Here is a 16,496-nt window from a genome sequence, read left to right as displayed (position 1 = left end):
CGACCGGCTCATCACGACGTTCCCCCTCATCGAGGGCGGGGCGTGTTCTGCGTTGGCCTTCCTGCCCGACGCCCGCAAACCATGGAGAGGTGCATGAAGATCCTTCCGGAATCCCGCCTGGCCCGTGTCCGCCCACGTCTGTGTGCGACGTTCGCCGGCCTGCTCGTTGCGTTGCTTGCCAGCGCCTGCACCCCCTCGACTTCGACCGCGTCACCACAGGGCGCCACCGCGCCACGACAGGATGTTGCCCCGATGCAGAGCTCCGCCACACCCGCCACCACGGCCACCGCCACGCCCCCCGATGCCGGCAGCGTGCTGTATTTCATCTACGACGTCGACGGCGATGGCGCCGTTTCGTATGAAGTAGCCAATGGCAGTGTCGCCACCTTCTGGTTCGGCCATGCCTTCGAAGTAGCCGGCACCCGCTATTACACCGGCTTTGCCTGGAACACACCGCAGAAGTACGGCAAGCCCGGCGAAGACGATGTCGGTCCGGACAGCCAGGTCACGCTGACCGAGGCCACCTTCACCCTGACCGGCGACAAGCCGGATCGGCCGTGGGTGTTCAAGGGCGCCGAACCGTGGATCGGCACCGTCGGCGCCTATGGCACCGCGCCGGATATCGACAGCAAGCGCAAGCCGCTGGAGTACCGCACCCCGGCCGGCAAGCTGGTACTGGCGGTGCCGACCAGCACCTTCGCCACCGGTACCAGCATCGAAAGCTACGCCGTGCTGGTGTTCAACCCGGACTACGAGAAATCCGAAGACGGCCAGGTCTGGGCCAGCTTGGGCACGGTGATCACCGGCGAAGACAATTCGGCCGCCTGCGACGACGGCCAGGTGATGCCGTGCGTCAGCAACCAGGGCGTTCTGGCCTTCAACGCCGTCGCCGGCAGCGACCTGCCCACCATCAGTGTCACCGCCACCGGCACCACCATTTCCGGCCCGGGCCAGACCCGTGCGCTGGGTGCGGCCGATGCACGCCAGTACCACTACGACGCCGCCCGCAAGGCCTACGTCGAAAAGTAAGACGCAACACCCCGCAGCACCTGTTGACCGACATGTTGAAGACTCACGGATGAGTCCGGTTGGCGTATCGCGGCAAAGGCCGCACCATCAACCCCAGAGGAAGTGTCATGGCACAACGTGACTACAGCAGAAAGGAAGTTCTCGACATCATCGAGCAGGTTGCACAGCGCAAGGGCATCGCCAGCGAGGACTTCCTGCGCTTTGCCCACATCGAGACCGGTGGCCGCTTCAACGAACGCGCGCACAACGACAAGACCGATGCCAAGGGCCTGTTCCAGTTCCTGCCGTCGTCGGCCAAGCAGTACGGCCTGACCGGCCACGAGTACGACCCGACCCGCAACACCGAAGCGGCAGCGGAGATGTTCAAGCGCAACCTGGTGGACATGGAAAAGCGCCATGACCGCACCGGCCACCCATACCTGTCCGGTGATGACAAGCCGAGCGGCCTGGACCTGTATCTGGCACACCAGCAGGGTGCGGCCGGCTACGGTTCGATCCAGACCGCGATCGCCACCGGCACGTTCGGCCTGGTGCGTGATGGCCACGGCGATCCGATCAACATGCGCCCGCGCATCATGGGCCAGATCGGTGGCGACGTGGAAGCGCTGACCGGGCACACGCGCACCGAGATGCGCACGATGAATGATCGTGACCTGGCCAGCACCTTCGCCCAGTACTACGACCGCAAGTACGACGCGATCAGCATCCCGGAAAAGAACATCGCACCGATCACCGAGGGCCAGGCACGTCCGGCACCGGTGCAGGCCGCACCGACGCAGACCGTGACCCCGGCCGCGCAGGCCGCTGTTGCCGCCGGTGCCGCGACCATCGCCGCCACCGCCACGGCTGCCGCAGCCAAGCCGGATGCACCCGGCATTTCGCTGGATGCGGCCTACAACGCCGGCGTGAAGTACGACAACGTCAAGTACGCGATCAACATCGAGTCCAGCCAGTACTACCGTGGCAAGGGTGTCACCGGCAAGAACGTCGAGCAGGGCTACATCGACTGCTCCGGCTGGGTCGGCACGATGCTCAACAAGACCCAGGACGAGATCAACCAGAAGGCCGGCCACGCGGTGTTCGCCGACGCCGACAAGATCAAGCTGGGCTTCGCCGGCTCCGGCGGGATCGTGCACGAGGCCTACAAGGACTCGGGCGTGCTGCTCAAGCGCGACGACATCCTCAAGCCGGGTGCGCTGAAGGAAGGCATGGTGATCGGCCTGGATACGGCCAAGACCAAGCATGAGCACTGGAATGGCATCGACCACATCGTGATGGTGGTGCGTGACCCGAACACCGACAAGCTGCTGATCAGCCAGTCCACCGGCAAGCTGGGTGTGCACACCATGCCAGTGGAGGATTACCTCAAGCAGGTGAAGGACCACCCGAACTGGAAACTGTTCGCCTCCGATCCCCTGCACCAGGCACGCGACCTGCTGGAAAACCGCAGCCAGGCGCAGGCGCAGGCCAAGGGTGCGGCCGAGCCGAAGCCGGCAGCGCAGGAAAAGCCGCAGACCAGCAACGAAGTGCATAAGCAGGGTGCGCACGGCGAAGGTGTACGCAGGGCGCAGGAACAGCTGGGCCACCTGGGATATGTGGGCGCCGACGGCAAACCGCTGGTCGAAGATGGAAAGTTCGGTCGCAACACCGAGGCTGCCGTGCGCCAGCTGCAGAAGGACAACGGTCTGGCAGTGGACGGCATCATCGGCCCGAAGACGCTGGATGCGATCAAGGACGCGCGCGAGCGCCCGCTGCTCAATGACGAGCGCCATCCGCAGAACCCGATGTACAACCAGGCCGTAAAGGGCATGGAAGGCCTGCCGGCAGGCACCTTCAAGGATCGCCATGCACTGGAGGCCGCTGCCGCCGCACTGACCAAGGAAGCGCAGGCCAGCGGCATGCAGCGCATCGACTCGGTGGTGCCCAGCACCAATGGTGAGCGCATGTTTGCCGTACAGGGCACCGCCGGCGACCCGGCCGCCTGCCGTGCGGCGGTGGACACCCGCGCTGCCAGCGAGCAGAGCATGGCACTCAGCAGTGGTGCGGTGCACGGTGCACCCAATGTCCTGCAGCAGCAGGACGCCCAGCAGGAGCAGGTGAAGCAGGCCCAGCGCGCCATGGGCCACTGAGCCAGGCAGGGGGAGACCAGGGAAAGGGCCGCGTACTGCGGCCCTTTTCCTTTCTGGCAGCTGAGCGGCCGCAGCGCTTTCAGCCTCGCTTCATGCCGCCTGACGCTAGATGAATGCGCAAGCCGCACGGGGATCGCGCGCAATGTTCCGGCAATGTCCGGGCACCAGCGTGGTCCCTACGGCAGCCGGGGCGCCCAGCGCCCTCCCTGCCCACCGTGGCATGCACCTCACAGGAGAACCCAACATGCTCAGCACTTCCGCACTCAGCTTCCGTGGTCTGGCGATGGCCCTGGCACTGCTTGCCGGCGTGGCCGTGGTCAGTGATGCCAGCGCGATGTCGAGGAAGGACAAGCGCACCGTAGTTGGTGCCGTGGTCGGCGGCGTGGCGGGTCACCTGATCTCCAACGGCGACCCGGCCGCCACCGTCGGCGGTGCGGTTGCCGGCGGCGCCATCGGCAACCTGACCACCTCCGACCGCCATGATCGCCGCTACGACGGGCGCTATGACCGCCGTTACGACCGTGGCTACGACCGCCGTTATGACCGGGGCTACAACCGCGGTTATGGCTACGACCGCCGCGATGACCGTCGCTGGCAGCGCGAGCGCCATGACAACCGTTACTACCACGACCGCGGCCGCCATCGCGGCTGGTAAGCGCGCCGGCCACAGGCCGCGCATGATGTCCCTGACGGGCGGGTCGATGACCCGCCCGTTTGCGTCTGCGGCGCCCATGGCGTTGAATGCGCAGCCTTGGATGTTCCTCTACTCAGCAGCGGCCGTGGCATGACCTCTTCCCCCCATCGCGTGCAGGGCCTCAACAACGACGAGGTCGCCGCCGACTGGCCGGCGATCGACGCGCAGGAGATCACCTGGCTGCATGGCCACTTTCCGCAGTTGGGCGCGGACAGCACGCTGCGCTGGCACAGCCCGCGTCCGTTGTCGGCCGCGGCCATCGTCGACGGCACGCGCGGTCCGGTCTTCATCAAGCGCCACCACCACAGTGTGCGCAGCGCGGGAAGCCTGGAAGAAGAACACCGTTTCATCGCACATCTGGCGACTGCCGGCATGCCGGTGGTGCAGGTGCTGGCCAGCAGCCACGGCCGCACCGCACTCGAACACGGCCAATGGACCTACGAACTGCATGCGGTGGGCGCCGGCAAGGACCTGTATCGCGAGCTGCCGTCATGGTCGCCGCTGACCGACGTCGCCCAGGCCCGCGAGGCAGGGCGCATGCTGGCCACACTGCACCGCGCGGCAGCCGGCTACCACGCCCCGCAACGCAGTACCCATCTGCTGGTGGCACGCGACGACCTGATCCGCGCCGATGACCCGATCGCCGCGCTGAAGGCCGACCTCGGCAACCGCCCCGGGTTGGCCCGCTACCTGGCGCGCATTCCCTGGGAGGAACAGCTGCGCCGCGATGTGCTGCCGTGGCACCACGGCCTGGCCGCGCGCCTGCAGGACGAACCACGGCTGTGGGCGCACAACGACTGGCACGTCTCCAACCTGCTGTGGAACGACGACGGCACGATTGCCACGGTGCTCGATTTCGGCCTGGCCTCGCCGACCAGCGCGCTGTTCGACCTGGCCACCGCGATCGAACGCAACGCGGTGGCCTGGCTGCAACTGGAGCGCGGCACCGACGCGGTACGCATCGATATCGCCCTGGCCCTGCTGGACGGCTACCGGCAGGAACTGCCGCTGTCGCCCACGCGCGTGCACCTGCTGGCCGACCTGCTGCCGATGGTGCATTTCGACTTCGCTCTGTCCGAAGTGGAGTACTTCGAGGGCGTTACCGGCTCCACCGCGAATGCCGACGTCGCCTGGCAGCCGTTCATGCTCGGGCATCCGGCGTGGTTCGCCACGGCCCCCGGCCAGGCCCTGCTGGCGGCCCTGCACGCCGCCGCGTAAGCCGCGAGCCACCCAACACGCCGGGTACCCGGTAGATCGACGCCATGCGTCGATGATGCGCTCGGCCGGGGTCAGATCCGTTTCCGCTGGAAAGGGATCTGACCCCGGCTGAAGGGCGGTGGCTCGCAAATCCGTACCATTTGTAGTGAAATGGTCACCTGAAGCGGGGGTGCCTGGATCTGCCAGGCTGAGAGAGTCCCTTGGAACCTGATCCGGTTTGCACCGGCGTAGGGAGCTTTGAGCCGCAGCCACACCCCCGTCATGGGCCGGTGCACCTGCGCGCCGTCGCTTCGTCTCCCTTGTTGTCTGAAGACGAATCGAATGAACCGCTGCCTGCGCCCCACCCTGCTCGCCCTTGCCCTCTGCGCTGCCCTGCCGCTGTACGCCAGCGAGGCAGGCGCCGACGCCGTTGATGCTCCGCCGTCCTCGCCCACCGAACTGGCGGCAGTGCGCGTGCAGGCCGGCAAACCGAAAGCCGATACCTCGCGCGTCAACGCCTTCGGCAGCGGCTCCTGGAAGGACACGCCCGCCTCGGTCAACGTGCTGGAGCGCGACTACCTCGACCGTCGCCAGGTGCGTTCGCTGTCCGAGCTGGCCAGCAATGACGCCTCGCTGGGCGATGCCTATGCGCCGGTGGGCTACTACCAGAACATCGCCATCCGCGGCTTCGCGCTGGATGCGGCCACCGGCTACCGCTTCAACGGCATGTCCATCGCCGGCGAACAGCGCCTGGCGCTGGAGAACATCCAGGAAGTGCAGATCCTGAAGGGCGAAGCCGGCCTGGCGGCGGGCGTGATGGCGCCCGGCGGCATCATCAACTACGTGGGCAAGCGCCCGGCGGAAGTGCGCACGGTCACTCTGGGCACCGATTCGGAAGGCTCGCGCTATGCCGCCGTGGATGTCGGTCATTGGCTGACCCCGCGCTTCGGCGTCCGCTTCAATGCCGCCTGGGATGCCAGTGATTCCTACGTCGAGCATGCCGACGGCCGCCGCAACTTCTATTCGCTGGCCACCGACTGGCTGATCGGCGAACACGGCAAGCTGGAAGTGGATGCCAACTACCAGACCAGCTCGCAGCGCTCGGTGTCCGGCTTCCAGCTGCTGGGCGCGCGCGACCTGCCGCGTGGCGTCGACCGCGAGCGCCTGCTCGGCTACCAGCCGTGGCAGCGGCCGGTGGACATCGCCAGCACCAACATCACCGCCCTGCACACCTACGACTTCAACGATGCCTGGCAGTCGCGGCTGTCGATCGGCCACAGCCGCTCGGTGATCGATGACAACGTCGCCTTCGCCTACGGCTGCTACTACACCGCAGGGTGCGCGGACGGCAGCGTGCCGGGCAACTATTTCGCCCCCAACGGCGACTACGACATCTACGACTACCGCAGCCCGGACGATACCCGCCGCAACCAACAGGCGCGTGCCGAACTGCGCGGCAGCTTCGACACCGGCAGCGTCGGCCACCAGCTGAGCATCGGCGCCGATTACTTCCGCCGCACCGTCGACAAGCGCCCGAGCGTCAACGAGTACGTCGGCACCAGCAACATCCACGATGCGCAGGTGCCGGTGTTCGAACCCTCGCCGAAGATGCCGGGTGCATCGGCACGACGCCTGGACAGCCGCCAGACCGCGTTCTTCGCGCTGGACCGGATGAGCTTCGGCGAAAACTGGCAGTGGCTGGCCGGTGGCCGCTTCGTGCGCCTGGACGAGCGCGCCTACGACAAGCGCGGCACGCCGCAGCGCCACAGCCGTTTGTCGCGCTTCCTGCCGCAGACCGCGCTGGTGTGGAAGGCTACTGACCAGCTCAACGCCTACGCCAGCTACGTGCGTGGCATTTCGCTGGGCCAGGAAGCACCGTTCTGGACGTCCAACGCCGATACCTTCCTGCCGTCGATGCAGTCGCGGCAGCTGGAAGTGGGTGTGAAGTACGTGCCGGTTGAAGCCTTGACCCTGGGCGCCGCGGTGTTCCGCACCACCCAGCCCTACCAATACGCAAAGCCCGACGGCAGTGATGCCGGCTACACCTTCGTCGAAGAAGGCCAGCAGACCCATACCGGGCTGGAACTGACCGCCAACGGCCAGCTGACCGATGCGCTGCAGATCGTCGCCAGCGCCAGCGTGCTGCAGGCGCGCGCCCGCGACAGCGGCACCCCGGCCTATGAAGGCCATCAGCTGGTGAACGTGCCGAAGATGCGCGCCAGCGTGCACCTGGCCTACGCGCTGCCGTTCGTTGAAGGCCTGGATGTGACCGGTGGCTGGCGCTATGCCGCCGCCAACGTCGCCCGCGCCGACGGCGGTGTGCGCGCACCGGACTACTCGGTGTTCGACGCTGGCCTGCGCTTCCAGCACCGCCTGCACGAGCGTGCCGTGACCTGGAACCTGTCGGTGGACAACCTGTTCAACCGATTCTACTGGCGCGACACCGGCAGCAGCGGCGGTGACTACTACCTGTTCCCGGGTGCGCCGCGACAGGCTCGCCTGTCGGTGACGTTCGCACTGTGAGCGGCGTCGCGCTCGAGTGGACTGCGGCCCTCTTCAGCATCCTCGGGGTGTGGCTGATGGCAAAGCGGCGGCTGGCCGCGTGGCCGGTCGGCCTGCTGTCAGTCGCACTGTATGGCGCGGTGTTCGCCGAGGCCAAGCTGTACTCGGACACGCTGCTGCAGGTCGCCTTCGGTGGTTTCCTGGTCTACGGCTGGATCAACTGGCGCCAGCACGCGGCCGATGAAGGCAGCATCCGCATCGTGCCGCTGGCGCGTGGCACGCTGCTGCGCGACCTTGCCATCGGCCTGTGTGGCGGCGTCGCGCTTGGCGCCGGCATGCATACCTTCACCGATGCGGCGCTGCCATGGCTGGACGCGATGCTGACCGCGTTGAGCCTGGTCGGGCAGTGGTGGCAGGCACGCCGACACGCCGCCTGCTGGTGGGTGTGGATCGTGGTGGACGTGGTCTACGTGGGCGCGTACCTGTTCAAGTCGCTGCACGTGACTGCTGCGTTGTACGTGTTCTTCCTGGGCCTGGCATTGTTCGGGCTGCGGGCGTGGCGTGCAGCCGCGCGGGAACCGCAGCTGGCAACGCGGTAGAGCCACGCCATGCGTGGCTGTTGTGGGGCGACCGGCGCGCCATCCACGCATGGCGTGGATCTACTGGTAGTCGCCAACCTTGGTTGGCACCTGCCAAACGCAGCCACGCATGCGGAGACACACAGTAGAGCCTCGCCATGCGTGGCTGTTGTGGGCAATCGGCACGCGATCCACGCATGGCGTGGATCTACTGGGTAAGCAGCAGCCCCAACCGCAGCGGTTGGCGCATGTCCTTCGGCGGCGCCGCCGGCAACCCCGTGGCCTGCAGCGTCGCGCGCAGATCGGCATCAATCTGGGCATCGCCCAGGCTGTCGAATTCCAGTCTGGAGATCGCGCCATCGCGGGCGATCCACACGCTCACCACCAGCGGTGTCGGCGTATCGGGATGTTCCTGCAGCCAGGCCAGCACACGCTGCGCCTGCGGCTCCTGTTCCTGCTGCAGGCGCTGCTGCAGTTCGCCGCTGACAGAGGCGGCATAGGCCATCCAATGCGCAGGCGCGTCCTGTGCGGACACGCTGGCGTTCCCCAGCGCCAGCAGGCCCAGCAGCCATGCCAACGGGCGCCAACCACGGCGCGTGGTGCGCCTGTTGCCTGCAGAATTCATCACCCACGTCTCCACTGCCGTCCAACGCGTCATGGTCAGCGCTGTAGATGACAGGCAGATGGCGGAGGCCGCAGTAGAGCCACGCCATGCGTGGCTGCGCCGGACCATTCACCGCGAAAACCACGCGTGGCGTGGCTTTACTCCCCCAGGTCGGCCAGGACCTTGCGCGAGGGGGCGAAGAAGGTGACGCCGGTGGTCGCGGTGGAGAAATCGAGGATGCGGTCGTGCAGCGGCGCGGGATTGCCGATGAACATCCGCTCCAGCATCTTCTCGATCACCCACAGCCGACGCGTGTAACCGATGAAGTAGGTGCCGTACTCGCCGCGCCCGGGGTTGGCGAAGGGCATGTTGTCGCGCAGGATCTCGTGCTCGCCGTCGGCATCCTCGATGGTGCACAGCGTCTTGTGCGACTTCTGCGCGTCGGCCGGCGCGTCGTCCAGCTCGATGTTGTCGTGCTTGGTGCGGCCGATGATCGATTCCTGCACTTCGGTCTTCTGCGCGCGCCAGGCATCGAGGTTGTGCAGGTACTTCTGCACCACCACGTAGCTGCCACCGGCATGCTCGGGATCTTCGTCGCCGACGATGGTCGCCTCCGGCAGCGACAGCCCCTCCGGGTTGGCGGTACCGTCGACGAAATCGAGCAGGTCGCGGCCATCGAAGTAGCGGAAACCGGCCACGTCATCCACCGCTTCCACGGCATCACCGAAGGCCAGCAGCAGGTTCTTCTCGAACGCCACGATCAGGTCCATCGTGCGCGCGCGGATGTGGTACAGCAGGTCACCCGGCGTGGACACAGCCGTATGGGTGGCACCCTTCACTTCCTGGAACGGCTTCAACTCGCGCGGCGGCGTGCTCCCCACCAGGGGCGCCCACACGCGGTGGCCGATGGCCACGTTGCAGGTGAAGGTGCGCTCGATCTCGCGGATGGCGGTGTTCTTGATCAGGTCATCGGTGCTGGCCAGCACCTCGCGTACTTTCGCCAGCGACGCGTCATCGTCCTTCACCGTCAGCACCAGGAACGCGGCCGAATGGGTCAGCGGCGCGGTGATCTGCTGCGGCTCGTTGTCGAGCGTGTGGTTGAGGGCGGTGATGGGGGCGGGCTGGGCGTTCACGGCAGTTCCTGCTGACTTGAGGCGGGCAAATCGCATGGGGCGATGTGCGGGCGATCATAGCGGAACGGCCTTGCCGGCGACGGAGCGGTTCTCAGTTCGCGGCGAGCGTGAGCCATTCGTTGGCGAGCGCGCGTGCCCGCTGTTCGCTGTCGGTGATCGAGTGCTGCGGCGGCTGCACCCACCACTCTCCCTGCCACTGCGGCAGCATGTGTCCGCGCAGGAAACGCTCGACGCGGAAGCTCTGCCCGACAGCATGGATGCAGACCAGCCGGATGCCGTCCTGGGAGACAACAGCATCCAGCAGCTGCCAGCGATCCGCGGCATCGCGCAGCAGATGCGCCCCGGCGATCTCGATCACGTCCATGCTGTGGCTACGCCGTGATCACGGTGAACTGTTGCGGCGTACGCCACGCAACGCGGAGGTAGGCGCCCTGCAGCAAGCCGCCATCGCGAAAGTGTTCGAACACGTCGGCCGGGCACCACTCCCTGCCCGCCGAGAAGGCTACGCCGAGGTCACGCAGACGGATGAAGACGGTGGCCTTGGCTGCGTCGTCGGCGACCGGCAGGGTGAGGGTGTCTGCCTCGCCAGCGCTGAATCCCAGCGCCTGCAGCGAGGTCCGCGGGCGGCCGTTCAACAGCATCACCTTGATGCAGTTGCCGTCGGCCTGCCTCACGTAGGCGTCGATGTGCGTTTCCATTGGCGGATTGTAGAGGCAGCGCGCGCCCAGAGGCATCGCGCTGCTGACCGCACATCAGGTGGCATCGCTCCACACCGCCAGCACGTAACCGTCCAGATCGCGGAAGTGAAAGCGACGGCCACCGGGGAAAGCAAACACTTCCTGCACGACCTCACCGCCGGCCGCGAGGATACGCTGCTGTGCATCTGCCAGATCCGAACAGTAGAGAATCACCAGCGCACCTCCCGTGGCTGTCACCGCCTCGTCAGCGACGAATCCACCTTTGAGACGACCATCATCGAACTCGGTATACGCCGGGCCGTAGTCGGTGAAGGACCAGCCGAAGACCTGCCCATAGAACTGCTTGCTGCGGGCGATGTCGGCGACGTTGAATTCGATGTTGTCGATGCGGCGTTCGGCAGCAGTGGTGTCTGCGTGACTCATGGGGCGGCTCCGTGGTTGGAGCGCCCAGCATCGGTCAGCGTTGGGCCGCGGTCTTGAACGAAACGGCCATCAACGCCCCCACTCCTGGCGCAGCGCACTGGCAGTCAGGCCGGACAGCTCGCGGGCCTCGCGGCTGAGATGCGCCTGATCGGCATAGCCCGCCTCGACAGCCAGCATCGCCAGACTGTGCGCGGGCTGTGCCTGGCTGCAGCGCAGGAACCGCTGCAGGCGCAGGATCCGCTCCAGCGACTTTGCACCGTAACCGAACTGCGCCTGGCTGAAGCGGCGCAGGGTGCGCGGGCTCATCGCCAGATGGGCGGCGAGTGCATCGATGCTGACGTCGCCCTTGGCTGCGTGCGCGAACAGCGCATGCGCACGTTTCGTGTGTTCGTCCACCACGGCCGCGGTCATGTTCTGTTGCAGGCAATCGGCCAGGCGTTGCAGGCGCTGCTCGGGCGCGGCATGACCGACCGATGCCGCCGCCTGTGTTGCCCAGCGGGCATTGAATTCAACAAGAGGCGCGGCCTGACCGACGATGTCGGACAAGTCGATGCCAAGCGCCGCCGATGCCTGCCCGGGCCGGAAACGCGCGCCCAACACCTGCGCACCGGGCGCCAGTTGTGGATGCGCGGCGGTCCGGTCCGGACCCACCACGAACAACGCGCCATCACGCCAGAGGATATCCACGCAGCCATCCGGCAGCACGGTGATGCTGCTGCTGGCGTCGGCCGACAACTGGCTCTGCCAGAGCTGACCGAACTGGCCACGCAGCGGCATAGGCGCCAGGTGTTCCTGGTAGGCCGTGCCGGTGCCAGCGAGAGTGGAGGGATCGCCCATGCCCCATTGTGGCAAAGCGATGCCGGAAAAAGAGAAGCCCGGCACGAGGCCGGGCTTCACTGGCGTATGGGAGAGAGGTCACACGCCAGTTACACGCACTAACGACAGGCGTTTGTTACCAGCTGAAGCGCGGGCCCACGAACCACTCGCGGTCGCCGGCCTTGGCCAGCTTCACTTCGCCACTCAGGCCCCAGTTCTGGTTGAACTTGGCGGTGGCGCCGACGCGGCCGTAGAACTCGCCGTCCGGGTTGATGCCGTGCTTCTTGCTGTAATCCTCGTAACCGGCCAGCGCATAGCCTTCCAGGTACGGGTTGAACGCGGTGCGCACGCCCACTTCAGTGGAGTAGCCGTTGAAGTCCAGGCCGTGCTTCATATCAAACTTCTGGTACGCAACACGAGCCACCAGGTCGGTGTTCGGTGCGATGCCGTAGTTGTAGCCGGCACCGATGCGCCACTGGGCGACATCGTTCTTGAAGGTGTCGGTTTCCTGCTTGCTGTAATCACCGAAGATATGGAAGTTCGGGTGCACGGCAACCGAGCCCTTCACGCCCCAGCCATCGGCGTCGCCGCCCTTGGCATCGGTGTTCACATAGCCGCCTTCAACGTAGTTGTACGACAGGCCATCGGCAGCCGATGCGGCGAACGGCAGCGCGGCCAACAGACCCAGGGCAAGCAGCGAATTCTTGATCATCGGGGTACACCTTTAATTATTTTGGTTTCGTCGAACGCCCCTCGGGAGGGGAGGGATAAGGGGCGTTCGACAGGTGTGAATTATCCGTTTGTTGATGAAATCAGCCCTGAATATTGAACTGACCGGTACATGAATGAGGTTCCTGTTCAGGGAACTCTCGATACGTCATGTAGTAGACGGGCAACCATAGGTTTGCATTTTTGCTGGACCTATGGTTGCCCGATGGCTGAGAACCTATGGTTGCAATGGCTCGGGGAAGGGCTGGCGTCCGCCGCTCATTTGCCCTCGTGGCGAGACGGGGGACCATTCCTGATGCCGGTCCGAACTTCTAGATTCTTAACAAATGGGAGCCCCCACATGTCGCCTGTGAGATATCGGGGCTATGGAGTCGGACGAAGCATCAGGCTCAGGTAGTTGCCCAAGGGGCAGTAGCAGCCGACATCTCTAGAGTAACGTCCGCTAGGGATCGGACGCTGTCGTCCCGCTGATGGCTGCTTTCGGCCAGAAGCGGACGCTCGCCAGCGCCTGAGCCAAGAAGACCCTCGGGGCGGTGTCGGCTTGGACTGCCGTATGCCCGATCAATCTTCTGACCGGTCTCCACCAAAGCATGCCGTGGCTAGGGATTCCCCCGGCCACGGCCATAGCTAAGCTAAAGGCCGTTGCTCACGAGCCTTGCGCAACATTGACGACGAAAGGCACCGTTCGGATTTCATCATTGGCCATGAACTGGATCCAGAGCGCATAGCTGCCCGCATTAGGAGGCTTCGCGTGGAGCATCATCTGTGCGCTGACCGGGCCAGCCGGGTGATGCGCCGAGCCGTGTGAACCGTGCACGGCTTTGGCAGCATCCGCCGGCATGGCATGCGCGTGGACATATGCAAGGTCATCTGTGCCGACGAACACCGCATGCGCCGGCACGCCAAGGTAGAGGCCCAGATCCCGAGCGGGCTTTCCATTCTTCAGAACAGTCAGGTTCAACATGCTCTCTTTACCGGCCTGCAGACCCGACTGGTCCAACTGCACCGTATACGGCCCATCGGTCCCTTCCTTGGGAGCCGGGACTGGCTGGGCTGCTTCCATACCGGCTGGTGCGTCTACGGAAACGTCAAACCGGACTACTTGTTGCCCCAGCCCGGTGGGCACAGCGTCCGCGAAGACATGGTATACGCCAGGCTTGGGGAACTTCATCGCGACGCGGAAGCGACCGTCTGACCCTACCTTGCCTGGGTGTTCGTGCAGGAAGCTGGAGAAGTTGCTGTCGGTGGCCAGAACATGCAGCTCCTGGGCAAGTTCCTCGTCAAAGTAAGAGATGCGCTTGCCGGTGGTCTTGTCGGCGAACGTGATCAGCAACTCGCGGGAAAGTGGGCCGGTTTTTTCGATGGAAAGTTCTGCGGTGACCTTCTCGGTCGCTCCCGAAAGTGCAAAAGCACCTTTCAGCGAGGCATTGGACGCCGACGACGGCATAGCTGCGGTACCGATGGCGGCTACGCCAAAAGTAAGAAAGTGTTTGATGAACATGGGACGTTCTCCGTTGGAAGGAAGTTACTGGCTTGCCTGCAGCTGGTGTGGATATCCAGCCTCTGCCAGCACCGCGAGGAAGGCCGCTTCGCCCAGCGCCGTTTCTACGCGCACTTGGCGCGCAGGCGTGTCGGTTTCGATCTGCGCCAGCGGATCGACGCTCAGCAGGGCGTCTCTCACCGGCTTGGCACAAGAACCGCACGTCATGTTTGGAATATGGAACTGAAGCATGTTGATTTCCTGATTGATTGGTGCACCAACCACGATGGGCGTTGACACTGTCGCAATGTCAATCAGCAATCTTGAAGATCTTTCTGTTCCTCGGCTTCCGTTCATATTGTGGAGGCCAAAGGAGCCGGACAACGCGCACACGCAGATTCCATGACCGCAAGAGCGGCATGGATTACCTCAAAGCGATGTCCCGTGCCGCTTTACTTCCTGCTTACGGTGGCTTCTCGCACACGCGATGAGGCAGGCGTATCAATGCCGAAGCTGGGCGTCTCGCGCGCCACCGTGGGCGGACCGATGCGCTGGAAGGAACTGGCAGGTTCGGCCAGATCCTCGATGATGGGACAGTCGGCGATTGTTGCCATGGCAGTTACTTGCGAGTTCGCGAAGCGTCTGCACCATCGCCTGCAATTTGGCGATCTTCGCCTCGAGTTCGGCGACATGGGAATGGGCCACCTTTTTCACATCAGCGCTGGCCCGCTCCCGATCACGCCAAAGTAGCAGTAGCTCGGAGATCTGCTCGACGGTGAAACCCAGATCGCGCGAGCCCGATCTTGCCGGATCATTTGGCCGAAACTCCTGAGAATGTGGCCGCTTGTCCGATATTCACAACATTCACCTTTGGATCTTCTCGATCAATATAGAAGCGCAATGTCAAAGAGCAACCGATGCCATATCGGGGGTGAAAAAGACATCCGCGTGGAGGTCTTCCGGGCTTAGACGTCCTTCCCGGCAGACGCGCATGGCTGATTCAACCATCAAGGGCGGACCGGCCACGTAGGCCTTCCATCCTTCCAGTACAGGATGATCTGCGGCCACGGCGTCGGTTACCCAGCCGGTGCGCCACAAGCTCTGCGGGGGATCATCTGATAGGACCGGAGTGAAGGTCAGGTTGGGATGGATTTTCGCCAGCCGCTGGAAATGCGCAACTAAGTAGAGGTCCGCATTACTGCGCGCGCCGAAATAGACATGGATGGGCTGTCGCATGCCCTCGGCGATGGCCGCCTCCACAATCGCCTGGATCGGGGCCAATCCCGAGCCGCCTGCGATACAGAGGATGGGGCCGGCGTGCCGCGTACGCAGGTAGGATGACCCCAATGGGCCCTCCACCACTACTGGATCCCCCAGCTTCAATGCTGTGTGGATCCACTCGGTCACGGTCCCGCCCGGCACGCGACGGATGTGGAAATCGAGCTCTCTGCTGCCTGCACGACTTGCCATCGAATAGTCCCGGGGCGGGGCGCTGGGAAATGTCAGCCGAGCGTACTGGCCCGCGTCAAAGGCCAGCAGCTCGGCCCCACTGGCGGCAAGCTGGATACGTTTTATGTCGTGGGTGAGGGTTTCGATGGCCTCCACTCGGTACTGCAGGCGTCGTATCGCAGGTGAAGTGAAGGCACGGATGTCGCCCCCGCAGGCGGCGACCATATCGGTCTCCGGCATGGCGCGACAAGCCAGGAACATGCCCTGCGTCTTCTGCTCATCGGTAAGTGCGAAGCGACTATGTTCCAGATGCAGCACTTTCCCGCTGATCAAACGCGACAGGCAGGAGCCGCAGCGGCCGGAGCGGCAGCCATGCGGATAGGCGACGTCTGCCGCCAGTGCAGCCTCCAAGATGGTCGTGCCTTCAGGTACAACGATAGTGCGTCCTTCAGGGCGGATCTCGACGTGTTTGTTCATGGTCGTTTACGCAGCGCCGGACAGGCCGAGCGCCGCGGTCAACAGCGGCTTCTGGGCGAGGAAAGTGCCGTAGAAGATCGAATTGCCCACCAGCGTGATTGGCGCGACACGTACACCTGTGCGTGCCTTGGCTTCCTCCATGACCTCGCGAATGGACAGATCGCGTTCTTCGAACATGATCCCCTCACGATCAAGCCAGGCCTTCAGCGTATGGCAGTCGGGGCAGGTGGGCGTCGTGTAGAGAATGACGGGCGGATGGGATGTGATAGCCATGGTGGCCTCCTTCAGGCGGGTCTGGCGTCGGGGCGAGAATGGCGTATGTAAGGCATCAGCAGCCGTTCACCGGCCTCGGCGCGCTGATGGCAACATTCTCGGTAGCAGCAGCATTGATCTCGACCCTCATCAGCGCGGGGACACGCTTGAGTCGCAGTGCGCTGCCCAGAACGAAGATGCTGGAGAGCGCCAGCGTCTTGATCCCTGCGCCGCCGAGAGACTCGGTCAGTCTGGTGCCATTCTGGATAGCGGCGGAAGCCATCGGGCTACCCCTTGAAGAGTTTA

General features: G+C 64.8%; 19 protein-coding genes and 1 riboswitch. Of the genes, 6 read left to right on the top strand and 13 right to left on the bottom strand.

What is annotated here, in order from left to right:
• Positions 1-93 precede the first annotated feature (93 nt).
• The 6 genes from QOL57_RS20510 to pnuC all read left to right on the top strand — a co-directional run bounded on the left by QOL57_RS20510 (position 94) and on the right by pnuC (position 8,150).
• Complete coding sequence (locus QOL57_RS20510) at positions 94-1,029, top strand: hypothetical protein (RefSeq protein ID WP_176429894.1); 936 nt, start codon at positions 94-96, stop codon at positions 1,027-1,029.
• A 107-nt stretch (positions 1,030-1,136) separates the two neighbouring features.
• Positions 1,137-3,158, top strand: a complete 2,022-nt coding sequence (locus QOL57_RS20505) for a peptidoglycan-binding protein (protein ID WP_089241602.1) — start codon at positions 1,137-1,139, stop codon at positions 3,156-3,158.
• Between the two features lie 244 nt (positions 3,159-3,402).
• Positions 3,403-3,813: a glycine zipper 2TM domain-containing protein gene (locus QOL57_RS20500; protein ID WP_059063181.1), complete on the top strand. Its 411-nt coding sequence runs from the start codon at positions 3,403-3,405 to the stop codon at positions 3,811-3,813.
• A gap of 129 nt (positions 3,814-3,942) precedes the next feature.
• On the top strand, positions 3,943-5,070 hold the full coding sequence (locus tag QOL57_RS20495) for a phosphotransferase (protein WP_089241604.1): 1,128 nt from the start codon (positions 3,943-3,945) through the stop codon (positions 5,068-5,070).
• Positions 5,071-5,225: 155 nt separating this feature from the next.
• Positions 5,226-5,321: riboswitch (TPP riboswitch) on the top strand.
• 70 nt (positions 5,322-5,391) lie between these two features.
• Positions 5,392-7,572, top strand: coding sequence for a TonB-dependent siderophore receptor (locus tag QOL57_RS20490; RefSeq protein ID WP_089241606.1), 2,181 nt, complete (start codon positions 5,392-5,394; stop codon positions 7,570-7,572).
• A complete protein-coding gene (gene pnuC / locus QOL57_RS20485) occupies positions 7,569-8,150 on the top strand; it encodes a nicotinamide riboside transporter PnuC (protein WP_089241607.1) in 582 nt (193 codons plus the stop codon). The genes QOL57_RS20490 and pnuC overlap by 4 nt, the downstream gene beginning before the upstream one ends.
• Positions 8,151-8,337: 187 nt before the next feature.
• On the opposite strand, the gene QOL57_RS20480 is transcribed toward pnuC, so the two are convergent.
• From QOL57_RS20480 to QOL57_RS20420, 13 genes are all read right to left on the bottom strand, one after another.
• Positions 8,338-8,754, bottom strand: coding sequence for a hypothetical protein (locus QOL57_RS20480; RefSeq protein ID WP_089241609.1), 417 nt, complete (start codon positions 8,752-8,754; stop codon positions 8,338-8,340).
• A gap of 137 nt (positions 8,755-8,891) precedes the next feature.
• Complete coding sequence (locus QOL57_RS20475; RefSeq protein ID WP_089241611.1) at positions 8,892-9,866, bottom strand: Dyp-type peroxidase; 975 nt, start codon at positions 9,864-9,866, stop codon at positions 8,892-8,894.
• A 91-nt stretch (positions 9,867-9,957) separates the two neighbouring features.
• Entirely contained in the window at positions 9,958-10,230 is a 273-nt protein-coding gene (locus QOL57_RS20470; RefSeq protein WP_089241613.1) for a hypothetical protein, read from the bottom strand.
• A 7-nt stretch (positions 10,231-10,237) separates the two neighbouring features.
• Entirely contained in the window at positions 10,238-10,564 is a 327-nt protein-coding gene (locus tag QOL57_RS20465; protein WP_198512191.1) for a hypothetical protein, read from the bottom strand.
• A 54-nt stretch (positions 10,565-10,618) separates the two neighbouring features.
• On the bottom strand, positions 10,619-10,987 hold the full coding sequence (locus QOL57_RS20460) for a VOC family protein (RefSeq protein WP_089241615.1): 369 nt from the start codon (positions 10,985-10,987) through the stop codon (positions 10,619-10,621).
• 69 nt (positions 10,988-11,056) lie between these two features.
• The gene (locus QOL57_RS20455; protein ID WP_089241617.1) at positions 11,057-11,824 is read right to left on the bottom strand and encodes a helix-turn-helix domain-containing protein; all 768 of its coding nucleotides are present in this window, start codon (positions 11,822-11,824) and stop codon (positions 11,057-11,059) included.
• A 115-nt stretch (positions 11,825-11,939) separates the two neighbouring features.
• Positions 11,940-12,512 (bottom strand): Ax21 family protein, encoded by a 573-nt coding sequence (locus QOL57_RS20450; RefSeq protein ID WP_176429900.1) that lies wholly within the window; start codon positions 12,510-12,512, stop codon positions 11,940-11,942.
• A gap of 666 nt (positions 12,513-13,178) precedes the next feature.
• Positions 13,179-14,033, bottom strand: coding sequence for a hypothetical protein (locus QOL57_RS20445; protein WP_089241621.1), 855 nt, complete (start codon positions 14,031-14,033; stop codon positions 13,179-13,181).
• A gap of 24 nt (positions 14,034-14,057) precedes the next feature.
• Positions 14,058-14,333, bottom strand: a complete 276-nt coding sequence (locus tag QOL57_RS20440; RefSeq protein WP_244900850.1) for a heavy-metal-associated domain-containing protein — start codon at positions 14,331-14,333, stop codon at positions 14,058-14,060.
• 180 nt (positions 14,334-14,513) lie between these two features.
• Complete coding sequence (locus tag QOL57_RS20435; RefSeq protein WP_244900864.1) at positions 14,514-14,765, bottom strand: MerR family DNA-binding protein; 252 nt, start codon at positions 14,763-14,765, stop codon at positions 14,514-14,516.
• Positions 14,766-14,915: 150 nt separating this feature from the next.
• Positions 14,916-15,938 carry a 2Fe-2S iron-sulfur cluster-binding protein gene (locus QOL57_RS20430; protein ID WP_089241625.1) on the bottom strand — a complete coding sequence of 341 codons (1,023 nt, stop codon included), beginning with the start codon at positions 15,936-15,938 and terminating at the stop codon, positions 14,916-14,918.
• Positions 15,939-15,944: 6 nt separating this feature from the next.
• On the bottom strand, positions 15,945-16,211 hold the full coding sequence (locus QOL57_RS20425; protein WP_089241627.1) for a glutaredoxin family protein: 267 nt from the start codon (positions 16,209-16,211) through the stop codon (positions 15,945-15,947).
• A gap of 55 nt (positions 16,212-16,266) precedes the next feature.
• Positions 16,267-16,473, bottom strand: coding sequence for a hypothetical protein (locus QOL57_RS20420; protein WP_089241629.1), 207 nt, complete (start codon positions 16,471-16,473; stop codon positions 16,267-16,269).
• Between the last annotated feature and the right edge of the window lie 23 nt (positions 16,474-16,496).

It is taken from the genome of Stenotrophomonas sp. yr243 (assembly GCF_900184195.1).
Lineage (GTDB): Bacteria > Pseudomonadota > Gammaproteobacteria > Xanthomonadales > Xanthomonadaceae > Stenotrophomonas > Stenotrophomonas lactitubi.
The sequence above is the reverse complement of the archived record's forward strand: the minus strand, read 5'-3'. Positions and strand labels throughout refer to the sequence as shown.

Coding starts and splice junctions, on each gene's coding strand:
- QOL57_RS20510 (WP_176429894.1), top strand. CDS start 94: ATGAAGATCCTTCCGGAATCCCGCCTGGCCCGTGTCCGCCCACGTCTG.
- QOL57_RS20490 (WP_089241606.1), top strand. CDS start 5,392: ATGAACCGCTGCCTGCGCCCCACCCTGCTCGCCCTTGCCCTCTGCGCT.
- QOL57_RS20505 (WP_089241602.1), top strand. CDS start 1,137: ATGGCACAACGTGACTACAGCAGAAAGGAAGTTCTCGACATCATCGAG.
- QOL57_RS20480 (WP_089241609.1), bottom strand. CDS start 8,754: ATGAATTCTGCAGGCAACAGGCGCACCACGCGCCGTGGTTGGCGCCCG.
- QOL57_RS20460 (WP_089241615.1), bottom strand. CDS start 10,987: ATGAGTCACGCAGACACCACTGCTGCCGAACGCCGCATCGACAACATC.
- QOL57_RS20500 (WP_059063181.1), top strand. CDS start 3,403: ATGCTCAGCACTTCCGCACTCAGCTTCCGTGGTCTGGCGATGGCCCTG.
- QOL57_RS20425 (WP_089241627.1), bottom strand. CDS start 16,211: ATGGCTATCACATCCCATCCGCCCGTCATTCTCTACACGACGCCCACC.
- QOL57_RS20420 (WP_089241629.1), bottom strand. CDS start 16,473: ATGGCTTCCGCCGCTATCCAGAATGGCACCAGACTGACCGAGTCTCTC.
- QOL57_RS20495 (WP_089241604.1), top strand. CDS start 3,943: ATGACCTCTTCCCCCCATCGCGTGCAGGGCCTCAACAACGACGAGGTC.
- QOL57_RS20445 (WP_089241621.1), bottom strand. CDS start 14,033: ATGTTCATCAAACACTTTCTTACTTTTGGCGTAGCCGCCATCGGTACC.
- QOL57_RS20430 (WP_089241625.1), bottom strand. CDS start 15,938: ATGAACAAACACGTCGAGATCCGCCCTGAAGGACGCACTATCGTTGTA.
- QOL57_RS20470 (WP_089241613.1), bottom strand. CDS start 10,230: ATGGACGTGATCGAGATCGCCGGGGCGCATCTGCTGCGCGATGCCGCG.
- QOL57_RS20455 (WP_089241617.1), bottom strand. CDS start 11,824: ATGGGCGATCCCTCCACTCTCGCTGGCACCGGCACGGCCTACCAGGAA.
- QOL57_RS20465 (WP_198512191.1), bottom strand. CDS start 10,564: ATGGAAACGCACATCGACGCCTACGTGAGGCAGGCCGACGGCAACTGC.